This is a genomic window from Brenneria sp. g21c3 (assembly GCF_040240345.1).
Lineage (GTDB): Bacteria > Pseudomonadota > Gammaproteobacteria > Enterobacterales > Enterobacteriaceae > Brenneria.
On the sequence record NZ_JBEIAB010000006.1, the window covers coordinates 221673 to 241635 of the forward strand.

Genomic DNA, 19963 nt, shown 5'->3' on the forward strand with positions numbered 1-19963 from the left:
GGTTATTTCCCGCTGATTTTGCTGGAAAAAATGGAACTGAAGAAATTAAATATCGCGTCTCCGGCAATCAAACCGGCGGCGAAAACCTCCATCCGGTTACGCATTTTTTCTCCGCCGATCTTGATAATCAGTAAGCGTAGCGCAATCCCCAGCAGTACGGCCCAGCCGGCCAGCGGGTTGGCGATCAGCAGCCCGGTAGCCAGCAGCACGCCCAACTGGCGCCGGGAGCCTCCCAGCCATTGAATCAGCGCGCCCGGCACCGCCCAGATCATCAGCGAGGCGGCGATATCCCTGGACACGCCGGCCTGAATGGTCGCCACATACACCTTGGCGACAGGCGGAACCAAATTATTCTGGAAGTAGCTTTGATAGGAGAAGTAGACCACCGGAATGGCGACAAGGAAGGCAATCAGCGCGGCAAACAGCTGCTGACGACGGCCTTCCAATTCAAAGGCGGCATCCGCGCCGTTGTTGCGCAGGATGAAGCCGGCTTTCAGGTCGTAACCCATATCGGCGAAGGCCGGGCCGGTGGCGACGGAAAAAGCGCACAGAACGGCGAGTCCCACCAGCGGGAAGCCGATCATCATGCCGATGATCAGCGTAATCAGCGCCACGGCGAAGGCCGGGAACCAGCCGGAATGCATCGCCGCCAGTCCGACAATCAGCTCATGAATAAAGGCGGCAAAGGCGGCGTAGGCAATGAACGCCGCCAACATGCCCACCGACATTTCGCTGTACAGTCCGCTGCCTGCCGCAATCAGCATCGCCAGGACAATATAACCAATCGCGCCCAAACGGATGGCGCTCAGAATGTGCCGGCGGTCGTCATTGGCGGCTTTGAGCGCGTCGGCTGATAAGGTGGTCTGGGTGTTTTTCCGGCCGCGAATCAGCGCGATAACCTGAAAAAGCGCGACAATACCGGCGCCGATCATCATGCCGTGAGGAATGTAATTTTTATTAATATCGACGCCCAAAATAGGCTGGCTATAGCCACGCAACAGCAGGCCGACGCCAAACATCGTCAGCGCCCAGATATTGCCGATAAAAGCCGTACCCAGTGCGGACATCGGTAATTTAAACCAGGAACCGATGGCGCCAATGGTCACGCCGGCGCTGAGAATAGCGGCCTGACTGCCGCCCTGATCGCCGGCCTTGATCGATTCTGCCGCCGCCACGCCGGGCGGCCAGGTGCCGCTAGCCGGAAATATCGACGTATTAAACATGCGGTAAAGCAGGTAGGCGTCCAGCAGCATGGCCAGCGCGACGCCGATAAACACCGGAAGCACCAGGTCGGGTCTGCCGAACAGCCAGATCACGCCGATCGGCAGCAACAGGCTATTGGCCGCGCCAAAGGTCGCGGATGAGATCGCAGACTGAGCCAGATTCTGAACGTGAATCGAACGGAAGCGGCGCAACAGCTGTAGCGGAATTCGGGCAATGATCATGGCTATCAACGCGCCGATAATCGAGGTATTGGGGGTCACCCCCAGCGTGGTCAATAGCTGAATGCCGATGACCGCGCCAAACAGACTCAAAATAACGAGAAACACCAACGTCAGTGGATTAAAACAGCTGTGATGTCGTTGTTTCTCTTTCCCCTGCTGCTGGTGGAGGGATGAATGATCTGACATGGAATATCGCTCCTAAGGTTTAAATAACCCGCTTTTATCGCGGGCTTACTGTAGCCAGTACGGATCGCCATATTTTTTACCAATCAACATGGCCGCATTGGTTAACTGTTTGGCTAGCTGTTGTATTTCCTGCACATTCGCCATGCTGGCCGGAAACGTCAGGCAAAATGCGATGGCTTCGCCGCTTTGCGGATTTTTTACCGAGCAACTGATCGAGGCGGTGCCGGAGACCGCTTCGTTAATCGCGGAAGACCAGCGCTGTTGCTTCACCGTCTGGAGCTGTTCCTGAAGACGATCGAAAGGGATCTGCTCTTTACTTTCCGGCGCCAGCGTTTCCGCAAAATAGGCCTGTAGCTGCGGGTCGCTGTAGCGGGAAAGCAGCGAGCGCCCGGTGGATGTCGCCCACGAAGGAGAGCGGGTGCCGGGATGGGTAATAACCTGCAATGCGTGTCGACCGGGAATAACCCGCAAGACCAGAATATCCGCCCCGTCCAATACCGAAAGGTAGCCGGTATGGCCGGTCGAAAGACACAACGCGCGCAGCGCCTGTTCGATATCGTCCGTCAGGGAGGAGGTGCGATGGGCCAGATAGGCCACTTCCAGCAGCATTAATCCAGGGCTATAGGTCGAGCTGTGTGAGTCCTTGCTCAAAAAGCCGGTTTCACACAGCTGCTTCAGCACTCTGGAGGTCGTGCTTTTAGGCAGTTGTAAATGCGTAATCACGTCACTGGCGGTAATGCCGCGTTTGAGTTGACTCATTAAGTTCAGGATGGCGGCGGTGGTATTTAATATGCTCATAACGGGTCTCATAAAATGGAACCGAGTTCCTTTTTATAGAACAAAGCAGGTTTTATGCCACGATTTTGGTTTGCGTGATTATTGTTTGATTGCTAATGAAAAACGGTATTCCGGGGGCGGTCAGCTTGTCTGTTCGGCTGAAAAATCTCATTCGATATGCGCACCAATAGAGTGCCATGCCCTGTTTTGGGCGCTTATCTGCACTGGTATGGCGCAAGTCGGGAGGGGAAAATGAACAAGGGCTATCGGGGCTGGGGAATAGGGCACTCTGCCGACAGAGCGCCCGCAAGAGGGTTATTGGTGGCGTTCGCGCAAACGATTAATGATGGTCGCCAACGAGAGATCCTGATCCTGCAATAACACCAACAGGTGGTACATCAGGTCGGCGGCTTCATTGGTCAATTCTTCGCGGTCGTGGACGGTCGCCGCCAGCGCGGTTTCCAGTCCTTCTTCACCGACCTTCTGGGCAATGCGTTTCGTGCCGCTGGCATACAAACGCGCGGTATAAGAACTGGCCGGATCGGCGCTTTTGCGTTCGCCCAGCAGTTGTTCCAGCTCATACAGGAACAGCCATTCGCTGGCCGCCGGGGAGAAGCAGCTGTTCTTGCCCAGGTGACAGGTCGGGCCGATGGGGTTGGCCAAAATAAGCAGGGTGTCGTTATCGCAATCCGGCGTGATAGACACGACGTTGAGGAAGTTGCCGGAGGTCTCTCCCTTGGTCCATAAACGCTGTTTGGTGCGAGAGAAAAACGTCACTTTGCCGCTGTCTTCGGTCGCTTTCAGCGCTTCCTGATTCATATAACCCAACATCAGGACTTCGCCGGAAACAGCATGTTGCACAACCACGGGCATCAGTCCGTCGGTTTTTTCCCAGTCCAGTTGGTTTCTTTGTTCGTCGTTTAAAATACGCTGTTCGCTTAACACACCCGAATCTCCACGCCTTGTTGCTTAAGATAGTGTTTTAGTTCACCAATATTAATGATCTGCTTATGAAAAACCGACGCTGCGAGCGCACCATCAACCTGAGCATCCTGGAAGGCAGCCAGGAAATGCGCCATGGTGCCAGCGCCGCCGGAAGCAATCAGTGGAACCTTGCATACTTCCCGAACCAGCTTTAACTGATCTAAATCATAACCGTTGCGTACGCCGTCCTGATTCATCATGTTCAGAACGATCTCTCCGGCGCCGCGTTTTTGTACTTCTTTTACCCAGTCCAGGGTTTCCCAGGTCGTGACTTTGGTGCGGGTTTCATCGCCGGTGTATTGATTAACCTGATAGCGGCCGGTCGCCGCGTCATGCCAGGTATCAATCCCTACCACGATGCACTGTACGCCGTAACGATCGGCCAGACGGCTAATCAAATCAGGATCGGCCAGCGCCGGCGAGTTGATGGAAATTTTATCCGCGCCGAAAGACAGAATCTGTCCGGCCTCTTCCACGCTTTTTATGCCACCGGCCACGCAGAAGGGGATGTCGATGACTTCCGCCACGCGCGATACCCAGCTTTTATCGACCACGCGGCCGTCGGATGAGGCGGTGATATCGTAAAAGACCAGTTCATCCGCGCCTTCCTGGGCGTAGCGCTGCGCCAGCGGGACGATGTCGCCGATAATTTCATGGTTGCGGAACTGTACACCTTTGACGACCTGTCCGTCACGTACATCCAGACAGGGAATTATCCGTTTTGCCAGCATGAAATGGCCTCCGCTACGTTAAATTTACCTTCCAGCAGCGCGCGTCCGACGATCACGCCCTGTACGCCGCTACCGCGCAAGTTGGCGATATCCGTCAGATTGCCGATGCCGCCGGAGGCCTGAAAGGCGACCTGCGGGTAGCGCTGGCAGACTTCACGGTAGAGTTCGACATTCGAGCCGCTTAACGTGCCGTCCCGCGAGATATCGGTACACAGCACGTGCTTCAGACCAAACGACAGGTATTGCTCGACGGTCTGTTCCAGCGTGGCCTCCGAGTTTTCCTGCCAGCCGCTGATGGCGACCTGTTTGACGCCGTCGGCATCGATGCGCACGTCCAGCGCCAGCACCAGCGCGTCGGCGCCATAGCGGGTAAACCATTGTTGTACCCGTTCCGGCTGTTTGACGGCCGTGGAGCCAATGACCACGCGCGTTGCGCCGGCGTCCAGCAGCGCCTCCACATCTTGCTCGGTGCGGATGCCGCCGCCGACCTGAACCGGCCGGCTTACGCCGGACAGCAGCGTTTTCAGCAGCGGAATCTGACGCGCGGCGGGATCTTTCGCGCCGGTCAGATCAACCAAATGCAATACCTGAGCGCCCTGCTGCTGGTAATCCTGCAACCGGGGCAGGGGATCGCTGCCGTACTGGCGCTGTTGTCCATAATCGCCCTGATGCAAACGGACAACCTGTCCGTCAATCAGATCCAATGCGGGAATAATCATGACGATTTACATCTCCAGAAAGTTTTTCAGCAACTGCGCGCCGGCCGCGCCAGAACGTTCGGGGTGAAACTGCACGCCGAAGAAATTGTCTTTTTCCACGGCGGCGGTGAACGCTTCGCCATAGTTTGCCTGCGCAATCGTGTTCGGACAGACCGGCATGGCGTAGCTATGGACGAAATAGAAGTAAGCGTCGTCTTCAATGTCGCGAAACAGGCGGTGTCCGGCTTGCGGCAGCACCTGATTCCAGCCCATATGCGGCAGCGGCAAACCCTGCTCTTTCATTAGTTTGACCGGGGTATCGACAATCCCCAACGTCGGGACGCCGCCGTTTTCGTCACTGGACGTTCCCAGCAGTTGCATACCGAGGCAGATGCCCAGCACCGGTTGGGTGCAGGCTTTAATCAAATCGATCAGGTCGCGTTCGGCCAACTGATCCATCGCCGCCTGCGCCGTGCCGACGCCGGGTAAAAACAGCTTATCGGCGTGCAGTACGACGTCGGCCTCCCGGCTGACGATCGGCTGATAGCCTAAACGCTGGACGGCATAGTTGACGGAGGAGAGGTTGGCGCAGCCGGTATCCAGAATGACAACCTTCATCACAGTACTCCTTTTGAACTCGGCAGAGTATCGCCCTCAACTTTGATCGCCTGCCGCAGCGCCCGGCCAAAGACTTTAAACAGACTCTCGACGCGATGGTGGTCGTTACGGCCTTTGGTTTTCAGGTGCAGGGTACAAGCCATGGCATAGGAGAGCGAGCGGAAGAAGTGTTCAACCATTTCGGTGCTCAGATCGCCCACGCGTTGATAGTTGAACTCAGCCTTATATTCCAGATGCGGCCGACCGGAGATATCCAGCGCGCAGCGCGCCAGACACTCATCCATCGGCAGCACGAAGCCGAAACGACCGATGCCGCGTTTATCGCCCAACGCTTTGCTTAGCGCTTCTCCCAGCGCCAGCGCGGTATCTTCCACCGTATGGTGATCGTCGATATACAGGTCGCCTTTGACTTCAATGTTCATGCGAAACCCGCCGTGGGTGGCGATTTGGTCCAGCATGTGATCGAAAAAGCCGACGCCGGTATTGATTTTGCTGCCGCCTTCCTGATCCAGCCAGACGTCGACATCAATGGCGGTTTCACGCGTGATGCGGCTGACATGGGCGTGGCGGTTGCGTTTCGTCAACTGGCTGGTGATGGTATTCCAGTTCAAACCTTCACGCTGATAGCGCAACCCGGTAATGCCCATGTTTTGGGCCAGTTGCAGATCCGTTTCCCGATCGCCGATCACATAGCTGTTTTCAGCATCGATAATGCCGGCTTGCAGATATTCCGTAACCAGCGCCGTTTTCGGTTTACGGCATTCGCAGTCGTCGGTCGGGAAGTGCGGACAGATCAGCACTTTTTCAAAGCGAACGCCTTGCGAAGTGAAAATCTGCATCATCAGATTATGCGGCGGATCGAAGGTTTCCTGTGGGAAACTGGCCGTGCCGAGTCCATCCTGATTGGTGATCATCACCAGTCGGAACCCCGCTTTTTGCAACGCCAGCAGGGACGGAATGACCTCCGGTTCAAACGCCAGCTTATCCAGGCGATCAACCTGAAAATCTTCAGGCGGCTCGGCAATCAATGTTCCGTCACGGTCGATAAAGAGGTATTTCTGGCTCACATTGGCTCCTTGGGATTAAGCGGTGGTACCGGGCAATGACTGCAAGGCGGCGATGACGCGTTCGCATTCATAACGGGTGCCGATGGTGATGCGTAAGCAATCGGCCAGTCCGGGCTGTTTGCTTTGATCGCGCAGAATGATGCCTTGATCCCACAGCGTCTTGAACGCCTGACTGGATGGCGTAAAACGCACCAGCAGATAGTTGCTTTCGCTGGGAAACACGGTTTCCACGCACGCCAACGGCGCTAACCGTTCGGCCAGCCAACTGCGGTTTTCCAGCACCTCGGCCACGTTGCGGCGCATTTTGGCGATGCCCTGGGCGCTCAGCGCCTGACCGGCGATATCGGCGACCGGCAAAGAGAGCGGATAGGGCGCAATCACCTTCAGCAGCAATGCGATGACATCCGCATTCGCCAGCGTAAAGCCGCAGCGCAGGCCGGCCAGCGCAAAGGCTTTTGACAAGGTGCGCAGAATGACCAGATGAGGATAGTCCGACAGCCAGCCGATGGTGGAAGATTGCGGGCTGAACTCGATATAGGCCTCGTCGACGACGACCAGCGCCTTGCCCTGCGTCAAATCCAGCAGGCGACGCAGGTCTTCCTGTTTCACCAGATTGCCGGTTGGGTTGTTCGGGCTGCAAACATACACCAGCTTCACGCCGTCCAACTGTTGTTCGATGGACGCCATGTCCAACTGCCAGTCTTCGGTACTCTGCGCCGTACGCCGCTCCACGCCGAAGGTTTCGGCGCTGACCGCGTACATGCCGTAGGTCGGCGGGCAGAACAGAATGGCGTCTTTGCCCGGCTCGCAAAACGCGCGGATCAGCAACTCAATACCTTCGTCCGCGCCGCGACTGACCAGAACCTGTTCCCGCGGCAGCCCGGCATAGTCGGCATAGCGGTCAATCACCAGCCGCGGTTGGCATTCCGGGTAACGGTTCAAGGTGGAAAGCGTCAGTTGATACTCAGGCGCCTGTGGATATTCATTGGCGTTTAACCACACATCGCCGCTGCCGCCCAGACGGCGGGCCGACTGATAGGGCGTCAGCGCGCGTACGTTGGCGCGAGCCAGCTTTTCAATGCTCATGCTTGCTCCTTCAATGCGGCGACACGCAGGGTGACCGCATTTTTGTGGGCGGTGAGTTGCTCGGCCTGCGCCAGCGTTTCGATGGTGGGCGCCAGTTGCAGCAACCCTTGCGGCGTCAACTGTTGCACCGTCATGCGCTTCTGGAAATCGGCCAGCCCCAGACTGGAGTATGTCGCCGTGTAACCGTAAGTCGGCAGAACGTGGTTGGTGCCGGAAGCGTAATCGCCGGCGGATTCCGGCGACCAGTCGCCGAGAAAGACTGAACCGGCGCTGGTAATCTGATCGACCCATTTTTCCGCATCGCGAGTCTGAATAATCAGGTGTTCCGGCCCGTAGCGGTTACTGATTTCAATACATTGCGCCAGATCGCGCGCCACAATCACCCGGCTGCCGGACAGCGCCTGACGGGCGATATCGGCGCGGGAAAGCAGTTGAAGCTGTTGTTCTACCGCGTCGGCGACGGCTTTGGCCAGCGTCGCATCCGGCGTCAGCAAAATAACCTGCGAGTCGGGGCCGTGTTCCGCCTGGGAAAGCAGATCGGCGGCAACGAATGCCGGGGTGGCGCCGCTGTCGGCGATCACCAGCACTTCTGACGGGCCGGCGGGCATATCAATCGCCGCGCCGGCCAGATCCTGACTGACCTGACGTTTGGCTTCGGTGACGTAGGCATTGCCGGGGCCGAAAATTTTATCGACCTTGGGTACGCTTTCGCTGCCGAAGGCCAGCGCGGCGATCGCCTGGGCGCCGCCCAACTGGAACACTTCCTGAATGCCGCACAGCTGCGCCGCATAGAGAATTTCATCGGCGATGGGGGGAGGCGAACACAGTACAACACGTTTGCAGCCGGCGATACGCGCCGGCGTACCCAGCATTAATACCGTTGAAGGCAGCGGGGCGGATCCGCCGGGGATATATAATCCGACGGTGGCGATCGGCCGGGTCAACTGCTGGCAGCGCACGCCCGGCTGTGTTTCCACATCGACCGTCGGCAGCCGCTGCGCATTGTGAAACGTTTCAATATTACGCACCGCCGTCGCCATCGCCTGTTTTACCTCGTCGTCCAGACGTTCGGACGCGGCGGCGATTTCTTCCGGGCTGACGCGAATCTTATCAACCTGCACTTTATCAAACTGAGCGCTGTATTCACGCAGGGCGCTATCGCCACGGCTTTTTACGCCGGCCAGGATATCTTCGACGATCCGGGTGATGCGATCCGATGCCGAAATTGCCGGGCGAGTCAGTAACCGGCGCTGTTCCTGCGCGGAGCAAGTCTGCCAGTCGATAATGGTATTAAAGCTGTTTAGCGTGTTGCTGTCTGCCATTGCTATCACTCCATCATTTTTTCAATCGGCAATACCAGAATAGAGCTGGCGCCGAGCGATTTCAGTTTTTCCATGGTTTCCCAGAACAGGGTTTCGCTGCTGACCATGTGCATGGCGACGCGGCTCTGGTCGCCGGCCAACGGCAGGATGGTGGGGCGTTCCGCGCCCGGCAGCAGGGCAACCACTTCATCCAGACGTTCGCTAGGCGCGTGCAGCATAATGTATTTGGATTCGCGAGCCTGAATCACGCCCTGCATACGGGTCAGTAATTTATCGATTAGCTGCTGTTTTTCCGCCGGCATTTCACCGTCGCGCTGGATCAGACAGGCTTTGGAACGGTAGATGACCTCAACTTCGCGCAGGCCGTTCGCTTCCAGCGTCGCCCCGGTGGAAACCAGATCGCAAATCGCATCGGCCAGACCGGCGCGCGGCGCGACTTCGACGGAACCATTCAGCAGGCAGGATTTGAAGTTGATATCTTTTTTGTCGAGGTATTGTTTAAGCAGATGCGGGTAGGAGGTGGCGATTCGTTTGTCTTTCAGGCATTCCGGTCCGCTATATGCTTCGTCCAGCGGCACCGCCATGGATAAACGACAGCCGCCGAAGTCCAGACGACGCAGCGTAAAGTAGCGCGGATCTTCGCCTTGCGCCCGGCGGTTGAGCAGTTCTTCCTCCAGTACGTTTTCGCCGATGATCCCCAAATCAACCACGCCGTCCATTACCAGCCCCGGAATATCATCATCACGAACGCGCAGAATATCGATAGGCATGTTTTCGGCGAATGCGATGAGACGCTGTTGATGTAAGTTGATTTTAATACCACAGCGCGCCAGCAGTTCTCGTGAATCATCGCTCAGACGACCTGACTTCTGCATTGCTATCCGTAAACGTGTTTTGTCCAGCATGGAAACCTCATTAACCTGTCAAATTAAAAGCTACTTAAAAGTAGGGCCATAAAAAAACGTCGGGAACGTTTTTTAACGTTGCATGGTAACGGCCCGCAGGGTGGCGCGCCGGGAACGCGCGCCATAAAAAAACCCTCGGAAGTCAATCTTCCGAGGGCTCTCTTTGCGTTCTGCGCCACTGGAAGATTAAAACGTCTTCCAGCACCAATCGCCTGAAAGACTAGTCAGGGTGATGGTGATGATGGTGGTTAAACAGAACGTTGGTCATAAAATATCTCTTGGCTGCATCAATATATTCACTGTCTGGCGAATAACCTAAACCATGTGCGGGTATCAGCGCAACTCTTTTTTACATTTCATCGCTCGATGGGGCGGGTGGAGCGCCGCAGACTGTGGGTGTAAAATGTATTATGCGGCGGATGTGGGAGAGCTAATGATGAAAAAAGTAGCGATTATCGGTCTGGGTTGGTTGGGGATGCCGCTGGCATTGGCGCTGAACGGACACGGCTATCGGGTCGTGGGCAGTAAAACGACGATCGACGGCGTTGAGGCGGCTCGTCTGAGCGGGATTGAATGCTATCCGCTCCGACTGACGCCGGAACTGGAATGTGACGCGGAGGCGTTAAACGCCTTATTGCAGGTTGATGCGTTGGTGATCACGCTGCCCGCCAGCCGCACGGCGCAAGGGGGCGATAATTACGTTCTGGCGATACAGGCGCTGGTGAATTCGGCGCGGGTTTTTCATGTGCCGAGAATTATCTTCACCAGCTCGACATCCGTATATGGCGAGACCACCGGCACGGTGCGGGAAAATTCGCCGCTGCAACCGGTATCGGTCGCCGGCAAGGTTTTGATGTCGATTGAACAGTGGCTACAGCATTTACCCGATACCTCGGTGGACATCCTGCGGCTGGCGGGACTTGTGGGCATCGATCGCCATCCGGGCCGCTTTCTGGCGGGGAAAACCGGGCTGAGCGGAGGCGGACTTGGCGTCAATCTGGTTCATCAGGAAGATGTGCTGTCGGCAATCCAGTTATTGTTAAAACTGCCGGGCGGCGGACACCTGTATAATTTGTGCGCGCCGGAACATCCCGCCAAACAGGATTATTATTCCAGCCAGGCGCGTAAATTGAATTTAACGCCGCCGCAGTTTGCCGCGGAACACGATGAATCGGCAGGACGTTTGGTCGATGGGCAACGCATCTGTCGCGAACTCGGTTTTGAATATCAGTATCCGGACCCGATGACCATGCCGCTGGAGTGACCTCCGGCGGCGCGCGGCCCTGATTATCCGACCTTCGTCGTATGGCCTTATCTCTGTATCGTCTCGTTAAAATATTTTTTCTGCGCAGTTAGCCTAAAATTGGATGCGGCGCTGCCGATACCGTCTGGAGGACCTGTATTATTTGATTTCGCTGCCGCAGGGAGATAAATCCAATAGCGGAACGGTTTGCTGCGCGTCCTATTGGGCAAAGCCAGTCATTTAGGGACGCCGATGATTTGCAAGATGGCCGGAATAAATCATTGGCTGCATGGTGGAGATAACAGTTGTGGATGAAAATTTGAAAGAGCAGTTTGTAAAGCGTAATAAACTGGCTATTTGTGCCACGCTACGTGAATTAAAGAAAAATGACACAACCGTCATGGTCCATCATTCCCGTGGACAGTTCATCAGTAAAATTCTTGACGTATTACCCGACAACGATGTTTTTATTTTTGATCTCGGCGGCATCGAGCAGGAAAGTAGTCGGGCATCGGAAGCGGGAATGCTGGCGTTTATCGCCGAACCGGCCGGGGCAAGGGTCGAGTTTAAAGCAGAGATTATTAAAACCATTGATTTCCAGGGACTACCGGCTTTCAGTGCTTATATTCCCGCACAGCTTTATCTTATTCAACGCAGAAGCTATTTCCGCATCAACACGCCGTTTTGGCCGCCGCTGTTGTGCCGGGGCGAGCTTCCGGACGACAGCGAGTTTCAATTCACGATTAAGGATCTCTCGCTGGGCGGGTTAAGCCTGTGTACCGATCGGGACGTCAATGGCCTGTTAACCGCGGGAGACCTCATCCGGGATGTGGAGATGGATCTTAATGATTATGGCAATTTCCGCCTGGATTTGCAGTTTGTCGGTCAGTCGACGATTAAAGACCTTGATAATAAAGGCGACGTGAAGATCACTCAGCGCTTGAGTTTCCAATTTCCGTCGCTGTCCGCCGCCCAGGAGCGTGATTTGCAACAGGTTATTTTCGAGCTTGAAAGATTACAGATTGAGAAGAAGAAAAAATTTCAGGATCTGTGATTATTTTCCCGTTGTCGTGCCGATAGCATAACCGGTTGCGCGAGCGAGACCGAGCGGGCATAAAACCGGCGATAATAATGCGATAGACAATAAAATCGGCATCAGGTCTCGCCAAATCTTGTCAGACGGGGGGGACTGGTGCAGAATACGCGCCTTGCAAAATAACCGACGCCTAATCGCGTCGGTTATTTTTTTGCATTTATGTCTACAACGAAGAGGCCGGATAACGATCCGGATAGATAATTCTGCTTGTGTGTGCCAGTGAGCCACGGTGAGGAAAGTAAAAATGGGGCAATCAGTAAATTTCGTGCCGGTGCCCGCCGGCTTGTGCGGCAAAAGCATTGATTATGGCGCTATTCACCGGTCGTCATGTCTGTCTGGCATGGTTTCAGCAATCTCATCTCATCGTTATCCAGGCGTAGCCTGTTCCAGTTATTCGAGGTTTATCTCTTCCCCGTCCAGACAATGTCGCGCCGTATGTATGACGGCTCGCGCATCGGTCATGGGTAAAGGGGAGGTAAGCCATGTCGCTTGATACTCGCGTTTCATTCTCGGCTCGCGCTCAATTAAGTAAAAACCTCACGTTATGGCCGGTGGTCATGATGGGGCTGGCTTATTTGCAACCGATGACGATTTTTGACACCTTCGGCATCGTTTCAGGGTTGACCGACGGACATGTCGCCACCGCCTATGCCTTTGCGTTAGCCGGTATTTTGTTTACCGCATTGAGCTACGGTAAATTGGTTCGTCGTTTCCCGTCCGCCGGTTCGGCGTATACCTATGCCCAGAAAGCCATCAGCCCCCATATTGGTTTTATGGTGGGCTGGTCGTCGTTGCTGGATTATCTGTTTATGCCGATGATAAACATCCTGCTGGCGAAAATTTATCTCGCCGCGATTTTCCCCGGCGTACCGTCCTGGATTTTCGTCGCGGCGCTGGTTGGGCTGATGACGCTGTTTAATCTGCGCGGCATCAAGGTTGTCGCCAACCTGAATTCAATCATCGTGGTTGTTCAGGTGGCGATTATGGCGGTGTTTCTGGGACTGGTGATCCACGGGGTTTCTCAGGGCGAGGGGAGCGGGACGCTGGTGAGCGCCAAACCTTTCTGGTCTGACAATGCGCACGTCGTGCCGATGATAACCGGGGCGACAATACTCTGTTTCTCTTTTCTGGGTTTTGACGGCATCAGTTCGCTGTCGGAGGAAACGAAAGATGCGGGCCGCGTCATTCCGAAAGCGATTTTTCTTACGGCGTTAATCGGCGGCGTGATTTTTATCGTCGTCTCCTACTTCTTACAGCTTTATTTCCCGGATATCTCCCGCTTTAAAGAGCCGGAAGCCTCGCAGCCGGAAATTATGCTGTACGTCGCTGGCAAATTTTTCCAGTCAATCATTTTGGTATTCTCCTGCGTGACGGTTCTGGCGTCAGGTATGGCGGCGCATGCCGGGGTGTCGCGTCTGATGTACGTTATGGGGCGCGACGGGGTTTTCCCCGAGCGCTTCTTTGGCTACATCCATCCGAAATGGCATACGCCGTCGCTGAATGTGTTGCTGGTCGGCGCGATCGCGCTGTCCGCCGTCTCTTTCGAACTGGACACGGCAACCGCGCTGATTAATTTTGGCGCGCTGGTGGCGTTTACCTTTGTGAATCTGTCGGTAATATCACAGTTTTATATTCGCGAACGCCGCAATCGGACGCTGAAAGAGACATTCAGCTACCTTATCTTACCGGTGCTGGGGGCGCTGACCGTCGGCGCGCTGTGGGTCAATCTGGAAAAAAGCTCAATGACGCTTGGCCTGATTTGGGCTGCGATTGGCTTGCTTTATCTGGCGTTCGTGACGCGCAGTTTCCGCCAGCCGGTGCCGCAGTGTAGCGAAGATCCGGTTTAAACATCGCAGTAGGCTAGTTGGAAAGCGGAGACATTATTCTCCGCTTTTTGACGAAAGATCAATTCGCCAGTTCTTGCGCATAGGCAAAAAGCGCTTTAAGCAGATCGGTCTTTTGCTTATCGCCTTCATAGCGCTGATACAGCGCATCCAGCTCTGCGAAGTAATCCTGTAAACGTTCGCCGGTAAAAACTTCCCGCCGATGTTGTAACCAGCGCTGCTGTTCGCCGTCGTCCAGCGTGTTGGGATAATTGCGGGCGCGATAGCGGAACAGCAACGGCTCCAGCCGATCGTCCACAAACTTCAGATCCAACGCCGGCAGGTTCTGCGGCGCGGTTTCCTGAATGATTTTCATCGCCATACGGTCGGCGTCGCCGAAAAAACCGTCATAAATCCGCAAATCGACATCGTCGGGAGCGGCAAAAGCCGGCGCGTCGGCAAACAGCGCCACGACTTTTTCTCTGATCTGACTGTTTTGACGCAGCAGCGTCAGATTATCCAGACAATGCTGACGATCGATACCCAGCCGCAGCGCGTCTTCGGGCCGCAGCGTGCTGGCGGGCGCAAGCACCGGACACTTATTGATATGCACCAGCTTGATGGGAACGGCGCTTTGATTTTCCGTCAGTCGATCCCGGCGGGTATACAGACGTTCGCGCAATGCGTCGGCATCCAGTTCCAGCAGGGGAGTCATGTCGCCGGCCAGATCGCACATGATGACGGCGTTGCGATTATCCGGATGCCATGCCAGCGGCGCCACCCAACTGGTGTTGCCTCTGGCCGCGCCGAACATGCCGGAAACGTGCATCAGGGGTTTCATTTGCGGAATATCGATCAGGGCGCTGACTTTATTTTTATTGCGCAACTGGAACAAATAATCGAAAAGTTTGGGTTGCGCTTGTTTCAGCAATTTTGCCATGGCGATGGTGGCGTAAACATCAGACATGGCGTCATGCGCATGTTCATGAGCGATGCCGTTGGCCTTGGTCAAATGCTCAAGACGGAAACTGGGTAGCCCCTCATCATTTTCCGGCCATTCGATCCCCTCGGGCCGCAGCGCATAACAGGCGCGCAGCGCATCCAGCAAATCCCAGCGCGAATTGCCATGCTGCCAGCTATAGGCATAGGGATCGTAGAAATTACGATAAAAAATATTACGACTGACTTCATCATCGAAGCGGATATTGTTGTAGCCCATGATACAGGTGCCGGGCTCGCTGAACGCCGCATGAATCCGGCGGGCGAATTCAGCTTCATTCACGCCTTTGGCCAGGGCGGCCTGCGGCGTGATCCCTGTTATCATGACCGCTTCCGGTTCCGGCAGATAATCATCCGTGGGTTTGCAATAGACGACCAGCGGTTCGCCGATGATATTGAAGTCCATATCGGTTCGTACCCCGGCAAACTGCGCGGGCCGGTCGCGGGCCGGATGTTTACCGAAAGTTTCATAATCATGAATAAAAAACGTGGGTTGTGTTTTATCGGCCATAGTGACATTGAGCTGCATGTTTGTTCTGCGCGCCGGGTTCGGCAGCAACCAGTTGGTAAACGTCAAGGATATCATTGAATCCGTTTTCTGTGGCGCTTTCCTGACGCAGGTCAAATTCCTTACCAGCGTAATTGCTAGGCAGGCGCATTATCCTCGGTTACAATTATTTCCTTTGAATGCGAATGATAATTAAGTTGTTTATTGTCTGGCGTTTTATTCTGGATGATAACCACTGGGAGAAAAAATAATGCAGATGAACGTGGCTTTTGCGGTGAGAACGACATTTTTGGCGTCAATATTTGCGCTGTCTGGTTGCGATCAGTCGGTTTCATCAACGGAAAGCGCGAAAACGATAAGTATTGAGCATGCGCAGGGAACCACTCAGGTGCCGCTGCATCCGCAAAAAGTCATTGTTCTCGACCCGGCCATTTTGGATACGATGGATGCCCTGAAAATCGATGTCGCCGGCGTGCCGCAGACCAGCTCGCACCTCCCTGAATATCTGGCTAAATACCGGGGCAGCGAATATCTCAATGCCGGCACCCTGTTTGAACCTGATTATGAAGCGCTGAGTAGCGCCAAGCCCGATCTGATCATCGCCGGCGGGCGCGCCACCGACGCTTACGACAAGTTGAGCGGCATTGCGCCCACCATCTCGCTGAACGTTGATGCAAAACAGTTTATGACCAGTTTTAGCCAGCGGGTGGAGCAACTGGGATCGATCTTCGGTAAAGAGGAAGAGGCAAAGACGCAGTTGGCGGCGTTTAAACAGCAGATCGCCCAGACCCGGGAAAAAGCCGCCAATGCCGGGCCTGCGCTGGTGCTGATGGTCTCTGGCGGAAAAATGTCGGCCTACGGTCCGGGTTCCCGCTTTGGCTTTATCTTTGACGAACTGGGATTTAAACCCGCCGCAGAGTTTCCTGACGCGGGCGTCGGGCGACATGGGAATGTCGTGACCTCGGAATTTTTACTCAGCGTGAACCCCGAGTGGCTGTTTGTGCTGGATCGCGATAACGCCATCGGGCGGGCGGGCGCCGACGGCGAGTCGGCACGGCAGGTGCTGGATAATCCGCTGATTCATAAAACCAACGCCTGGCAACAAAACCATATTGTCTATCTGGATTCCACCTCGATTTATATTTCAGCCGGGCTGCAAAGTTATAAAAATCTGATTGCGGATGTGAATAACGCATTGGATAAAAAATAGCGGCGGATTGTGGCAGGAATAATGAAATCTCTCTATTTTTCGCTTGGCATCATACTGCTGGCGGCGATGATCGTCGCCAGCCTCTTTCTGGGCGCCGGCCGCGTAAGCCTACAGGCGGTCTGGACCGATCAGGCCATGCGCGATATTTTCTTTATCAGCCGCGTACCCCGAACGCTGGCCTTGCTGTTGGCGGGAAGCGCCATGAGCGTGGCCGGTTTGATCATGCAACTGCTGACCCAAAACCGTTTTGTGGAGCCGTCGCTGGCCGGTACGACCCAGTCGGCGGGATTGGGGCTGTTGGTCGTGATGGTGCTGGCGCCGTCAGCCCCGGTGTTTGTCAAAATGGTGGTCGCCAGTCTGTTTGCGTTGGCCGGTACGCTATTGTTCATGCTGCTGCTGAGACGCATTGTGCTGAAATCCGCGCTGGTCGTGCCGCTGGTGGGCATCATGCTGGGCGCGGTTATCAGCGCGATCACCACCTTCGGCGCCATGTATTACGATTTGTTGCAGGCGCTTGGCAGTTGGGAGTCCGGGGATTTTTCCGGCATCTTGCAGGGGCGTTATGAACTGCTATGGCTGGTCGGTTGCCTGACGCTGGCCGCCTGCTGGATCGCCGACCGCTTTACCGTGGCGGGAATGGGACGGGAATTCTCGGTCAACGTCGGACTTAACTATCGGCAGGTTATGCTGATGGGGCTGTCGATCGTCGCGGTCATCAGCGGCGTGGTGGTCGTTGTGGTCGGGGCGCTGCCTTTTCTCGGTCTTATTGTTCCTAATCTTATCAGCATGTTATTGGGTGATAACGTGCGTAAAACCATTCCGTGGGTTTGCCTGCTGGGTGGAGGCTTGGTCCTGCTGTGCGACATCATCGGCCGGGTGATTCGGTATCCTTTTGAGATACCGGCCAGCGTCATTCTGGGTGTTATCGGGGCTGTTGTTTTTCTTCTCCTGCTGTTAAGTAAAAAACGCCATGTCAGTTAACAAAGCGAATTCGGCCGCGCCGATCACGACCGCCACGCGACCTGGACTCTCCTCCCGCGCGCGTTTATTGCTGCTTTGCCTGTTGGCGCTGGGCGCGATGGCGATCTTTATGACCATCAACCTCGGCAGCAATCTGCGCTACATCCTGACGCATCGAGGATGGGTGCTGGCCACCATGCTATTGGTGGCGTTTGCCGCCAGCGTATCGACCGTGTTGTTTCAGACGGTCACCAATAACCGCATCCTGACGCCTTCGATTATGGGATTCGAAGCGCTATTTATTTTGATTCAAACCGCCATGATTTTCGTTTTCGGCTCACAGGGCGTACCCGATCTGGGCGTTCAGGGGAAGTTTTTTCTGGAAACGCTGCTTATGGTGTTGTTTTCCGCGGTGCTATATCGCTGGTTATTCACCGGTAACCGCAACAATCTGCATCTGGTGCTGTTGGTGGGCATTATCTGCGGCACGCTGTTTCGCAGTATCGCCAACCTGATGCAACGGTTATTGGAGCCCAGTGAATTCGCCATTTTGCAGGGGAGAATGTTCGCCACCTTTACCCGTGCCGCCCCTGAATTGATTGGGCTTTCGGTTGCGATCTCGGCGGTCGTCGGCATCGTGATCTGGCGTATGCGTTTCCAGTTCGATGTGTTGGCGCTCGGGCGCAATACCGCCATTAATCTGGGGATGAATTACAAACGCAGCCTGACGGTGATTTTACTTTTAGTCTCGGTATTAGTCGCCATCTCGACGGCGCTGGTCGGGCCGTTGACCTTTCTGGGCTTCATGGTGGCCAATCTGGCGTATCTGATTATCGGTTCCAGCCAGCATCGCTTTTTGCTGCCCGCGGCGTTTCTGCTGGGCATTATCGCGCTGGTCGGCGGACAACTGGTGCTTGAGCATCTGCTGCATATGTCCGGCGCGTTGTCCGTCGTCATTGAGTTTATCGGTGGTTCACTGTTTATTCTGTTGTTGCTTAGGAAGGTTTCCCTGTGATTGAAATCAGCGATGTAACTAAAACGTACAATAATGTGGCGGTACTGAAAGAGGTGACGGCCACCATTCCCCGCGGGGGCGTGACTTCAATTATCGGTCCTAACGGCGCAGGAAAATCGACGCTTTTATCCATCATCAGCCGTTTATTGGCGGCCGATCGGGGGCGGGTCAGCGTCAACGGCATGGATGTGACGACGACGCCCAGCGATAAGCTGGCGACCTGTCTGTCGGTATTGCGGCAGGAGAACCAGTTTACCAGCCGGTTAACCGTCGCCGATTTGGTGGGATTCGGCCGCTATCCCTATACCAAAGGGCGCCTGAACGCCGACGATCGCGAACGTATTGAGGCGGCGATGGCGTTTCTCCATCTGACGGAGTTCAGAGATCGTTTTCTGGATGAATTGTCGGGCGGTCAGCGACAGCGCGCCTACGTCGCGATGGTGCTGTGTCAGGACACGGAATATGTGCTGCTGGACGAACCGCTCAATAATCTGGACATGAAGCACGCGGTGGCCATGATGAAACAAATTCGCCGCGCGGCGGATGAGTTGAACAAAACCATCGTGCTGGTCATCCACGATATCAATTTCGCTTCCGCCTATTCGGACTACATTATCGCCATGCGTCAGGGACAAATTATCTATAACGGCACGCCGGAAGAAATCATGGTTTCCACGGTGCTTGAAGATATTTTCGACACGCAGGTCGCGATCGAACAGGTTCATAATCAGCGCATTGCCGTGTATTATCGGTAATTAATGGATTCCGAATAAAACCATCTTGTCGCAGATAGCTGCTAACCTGTATGGTTAGCATATATCGAAATCTGTGTTTGACTTAAGTAAGGGTAGAAAAATGGATAAGGATACTAAGCCTTGTTTCCAGGATGTACTGGAGTTTGTTCGCATGTTCCGTCGTAAAAATAAACTACAGCGTGAAATTATTGATAACGAAAAGAAAATTCGTGATAACCAGAAGCGTGTTTTACTGCTTGATAACCTGAGCGACTACATTAAGCCGGGGATGAGCATTGAAGATATTCAGGGGATCATCGCCAGCATGCGCAGCGATTATGAAGATCGCGTCGACGATTACATCATTAAAAACGCCGACCTGTCGAAAGAGCGTCGCGAATTGTCCAAGAAATTGAAAGCCATGGGTGAAGTGAAATAACCCAGACGGTAATATTGCCGCCATACAGTCAGGGATCGCACAGGCGGTCCCTTTTTGTTTCTCCGCCAGATATTTTTCCGCCGCTTCCCTGACGGCATCCGTTTATCGACAAGCATC

19 protein-coding genes and 1 other annotated feature are annotated in these 19963 nt (G+C 54.9%); of the genes, 8 read left to right on the forward strand and 11 right to left on the reverse strand.

Features of this window, described 5'->3' with window-relative positions; genetic code table 11:
• Positions 1-2 precede the first annotated feature (2 nt).
• The 10 genes from ABRZ28_RS12165 to hisG form a co-directional block, all read right to left on the reverse strand.
• Entirely contained in the window at positions 3-1631 is a 1629-nt protein-coding gene (locus ABRZ28_RS12165) for an OPT/YSL family transporter (protein ID WP_319602760.1), read from the reverse strand.
• A gap of 45 nt (positions 1632-1676) precedes the next feature.
• The gene (locus ABRZ28_RS12170) at positions 1677-2429 is read right to left on the reverse strand and encodes an IclR family transcriptional regulator (RefSeq protein ID WP_319602759.1); all 753 of its coding nucleotides are present in this window, start codon (positions 2427-2429) and stop codon (positions 1677-1679) included.
• 294 nt (positions 2430-2723) lie between these two features.
• Positions 2724-3335: a bifunctional phosphoribosyl-AMP cyclohydrolase/phosphoribosyl-ATP diphosphatase HisIE gene (gene hisIE, locus ABRZ28_RS12175; protein ID WP_319602940.1), complete on the reverse strand. Its 612-nt coding sequence runs from the start codon at positions 3333-3335 to the stop codon at positions 2724-2726.
• An 11-nt stretch (positions 3336-3346) separates the two neighbouring features.
• Complete coding sequence (gene hisF / locus ABRZ28_RS12180) at positions 3347-4123, reverse strand: imidazole glycerol phosphate synthase subunit HisF (protein WP_319602758.1); 777 nt, start codon at positions 4121-4123, stop codon at positions 3347-3349.
• Positions 4105-4842 (reverse strand): 1-(5-phosphoribosyl)-5-[(5-phosphoribosylamino)methylideneamino]imidazole-4-carboxamide isomerase, encoded by a 738-nt coding sequence (gene hisA / locus ABRZ28_RS12185; protein ID WP_330520364.1) that lies wholly within the window; start codon positions 4840-4842, stop codon positions 4105-4107. Before hisA ends, hisF begins: the two co-directional genes overlap by 19 nt.
• 6 nt (positions 4843-4848) lie before the next feature.
• Positions 4849-5439, reverse strand: coding sequence for an imidazole glycerol phosphate synthase subunit HisH (gene hisH / locus ABRZ28_RS12190; RefSeq protein WP_319602756.1), 591 nt, complete (start codon positions 5437-5439; stop codon positions 4849-4851).
• Positions 5439-6506 carry a bifunctional histidinol-phosphatase/imidazoleglycerol-phosphate dehydratase HisB gene (hisB, locus tag ABRZ28_RS12195; RefSeq protein ID WP_319602755.1) on the reverse strand — a complete coding sequence of 356 codons (1068 nt, stop codon included), beginning with the start codon at positions 6504-6506 and terminating at the stop codon, positions 5439-5441. Before hisB ends, hisH begins: the two co-directional genes overlap by 1 nt.
• A gap of 15 nt (positions 6507-6521) precedes the next feature.
• Positions 6522-7592: a histidinol-phosphate transaminase gene (hisC, locus tag ABRZ28_RS12200; RefSeq protein ID WP_319602754.1), complete on the reverse strand. Its 1071-nt coding sequence runs from the start codon at positions 7590-7592 to the stop codon at positions 6522-6524.
• A complete protein-coding gene (gene hisD / locus ABRZ28_RS12205; RefSeq protein ID WP_319602753.1) occupies positions 7589-8914 on the reverse strand; it encodes a histidinol dehydrogenase in 1326 nt (441 codons plus the stop codon). Before hisD ends, hisC begins: the two co-directional genes overlap by 4 nt.
• A gap of 5 nt (positions 8915-8919) precedes the next feature.
• The gene (hisG, locus tag ABRZ28_RS12210) at positions 8920-9819 is read right to left on the reverse strand and encodes an ATP phosphoribosyltransferase (RefSeq protein ID WP_319602752.1); all 900 of its coding nucleotides are present in this window, start codon (positions 9817-9819) and stop codon (positions 8920-8922) included.
• A 123-nt stretch (positions 9820-9942) separates the two neighbouring features.
• Positions 9943-10064 (reverse strand) — a sequence feature (His leader region).
• Positions 10065-10255: 191 nt separating this feature from the next.
• On the opposite strand from hisG, the gene ABRZ28_RS12215 reads away from it, so the two are divergent.
• From ABRZ28_RS12215 to ABRZ28_RS12225, 3 genes are all read left to right on the forward strand, one after another.
• Positions 10256-11083: an SDR family oxidoreductase gene (locus tag ABRZ28_RS12215; RefSeq protein WP_319602939.1), complete on the forward strand. Its 828-nt coding sequence runs from the start codon at positions 10256-10258 to the stop codon at positions 11081-11083.
• A gap of 277 nt (positions 11084-11360) precedes the next feature.
• Positions 11361-12116, forward strand: a complete 756-nt coding sequence (locus ABRZ28_RS12220) for a flagellar brake protein (RefSeq protein WP_319602938.1) — start codon at positions 11361-11363, stop codon at positions 12114-12116.
• Positions 12117-12640: 524 nt separating this feature from the next.
• Positions 12641-14005: an APC family permease gene (locus ABRZ28_RS12225; protein ID WP_330520365.1), complete on the forward strand. Its 1365-nt coding sequence runs from the start codon at positions 12641-12643 to the stop codon at positions 14003-14005.
• 58 nt (positions 14006-14063) lie between these two features.
• Here the strand turns inward: ABRZ28_RS12225 and sbcB are convergent, their stop codons facing one another.
• Entirely contained in the window at positions 14064-15491 is a 1428-nt protein-coding gene (sbcB, locus tag ABRZ28_RS12230) for an exodeoxyribonuclease I (protein ID WP_330520394.1), read from the reverse strand.
• Positions 15492-15744: 253 nt separating this feature from the next.
• Between sbcB and ABRZ28_RS12235 the strand changes: the two genes are divergently transcribed.
• The 5 genes from ABRZ28_RS12235 to tmaR all read left to right on the forward strand — a co-directional run bounded on the left by ABRZ28_RS12235 (position 15745) and on the right by tmaR (position 19846).
• Complete coding sequence (locus ABRZ28_RS12235) at positions 15745-16698, forward strand: siderophore ABC transporter substrate-binding protein (RefSeq protein WP_319602936.1); 954 nt, start codon at positions 15745-15747, stop codon at positions 16696-16698.
• A gap of 21 nt (positions 16699-16719) precedes the next feature.
• The gene (locus ABRZ28_RS12240; RefSeq protein WP_319602750.1) at positions 16720-17679 is read left to right on the forward strand and encodes an ABC transporter permease; all 960 of its coding nucleotides are present in this window, start codon (positions 16720-16722) and stop codon (positions 17677-17679) included.
• The gene (locus ABRZ28_RS12245) at positions 17669-18673 is read left to right on the forward strand and encodes an iron chelate uptake ABC transporter family permease subunit (RefSeq protein WP_319602749.1); all 1005 of its coding nucleotides are present in this window, start codon (positions 17669-17671) and stop codon (positions 18671-18673) included. Before ABRZ28_RS12240 ends, ABRZ28_RS12245 begins: the two co-directional genes overlap by 11 nt.
• Complete coding sequence (locus tag ABRZ28_RS12250) at positions 18670-19428, forward strand: iron ABC transporter ATP-binding protein (RefSeq protein WP_330520366.1); 759 nt, start codon at positions 18670-18672, stop codon at positions 19426-19428. The genes ABRZ28_RS12245 and ABRZ28_RS12250 overlap by 4 nt, the downstream gene beginning before the upstream one ends.
• A 100-nt stretch (positions 19429-19528) precedes the next feature.
• Positions 19529-19846 (forward strand): PTS system regulator TmaR, encoded by a 318-nt coding sequence (tmaR, locus tag ABRZ28_RS12255; RefSeq protein WP_048639190.1) that lies wholly within the window; start codon positions 19529-19531, stop codon positions 19844-19846.
• The last annotated feature ends 117 nt before the right edge of the window (positions 19847-19963 follow it).

Coding starts and splice junctions, on each gene's coding strand:
- ABRZ28_RS12215 (WP_319602939.1), top strand. CDS start 10,256: ATGAAAAAAGTAGCGATTATCGGTCTGGGTTGGTTGGGGATGCCGCTG.
- ABRZ28_RS12245 (WP_319602749.1), top strand. CDS start 17,669: ATGTCAGTTAACAAAGCGAATTCGGCCGCGCCGATCACGACCGCCACG.
- hisH (WP_319602756.1), bottom strand. CDS start 5,439: ATGAAGGTTGTCATTCTGGATACCGGCTGCGCCAACCTCTCCTCCGTC.
- hisA (WP_330520364.1), bottom strand. CDS start 4,842: ATGATTATTCCCGCATTGGATCTGATTGACGGACAGGTTGTCCGTTTG.
- ABRZ28_RS12225 (WP_330520365.1), top strand. CDS start 12,641: ATGTCGCTTGATACTCGCGTTTCATTCTCGGCTCGCGCTCAATTAAGT.
- hisF (WP_319602758.1), bottom strand. CDS start 4,123: ATGCTGGCAAAACGGATAATTCCCTGTCTGGATGTACGTGACGGACAG.
- sbcB (WP_330520394.1), bottom strand. CDS start 15,491: ATGGCCGATAAAACACAACCCACGTTTTTTATTCATGATTATGAAACT.
- hisD (WP_319602753.1), bottom strand. CDS start 8,914: ATGGCAGACAGCAACACGCTAAACAGCTTTAATACCATTATCGACTGG.
- hisC (WP_319602754.1), bottom strand. CDS start 7,592: ATGAGCATTGAAAAGCTGGCTCGCGCCAACGTACGCGCGCTGACGCCC.
- ABRZ28_RS12235 (WP_319602936.1), top strand. CDS start 15,745: ATGAACGTGGCTTTTGCGGTGAGAACGACATTTTTGGCGTCAATATTT.
- hisG (WP_319602752.1), bottom strand. CDS start 9,819: ATGCTGGACAAAACACGTTTACGGATAGCAATGCAGAAGTCAGGTCGT.
- ABRZ28_RS12165 (WP_319602760.1), bottom strand. CDS start 1,631: ATGTCAGATCATTCATCCCTCCACCAGCAGCAGGGGAAAGAGAAACAA.
- ABRZ28_RS12240 (WP_319602750.1), top strand. CDS start 16,720: ATGAAATCTCTCTATTTTTCGCTTGGCATCATACTGCTGGCGGCGATG.
- tmaR (WP_048639190.1), top strand. CDS start 19,529: ATGGATAAGGATACTAAGCCTTGTTTCCAGGATGTACTGGAGTTTGTT.
- ABRZ28_RS12170 (WP_319602759.1), bottom strand. CDS start 2,429: ATGAGCATATTAAATACCACCGCCGCCATCCTGAACTTAATGAGTCAA.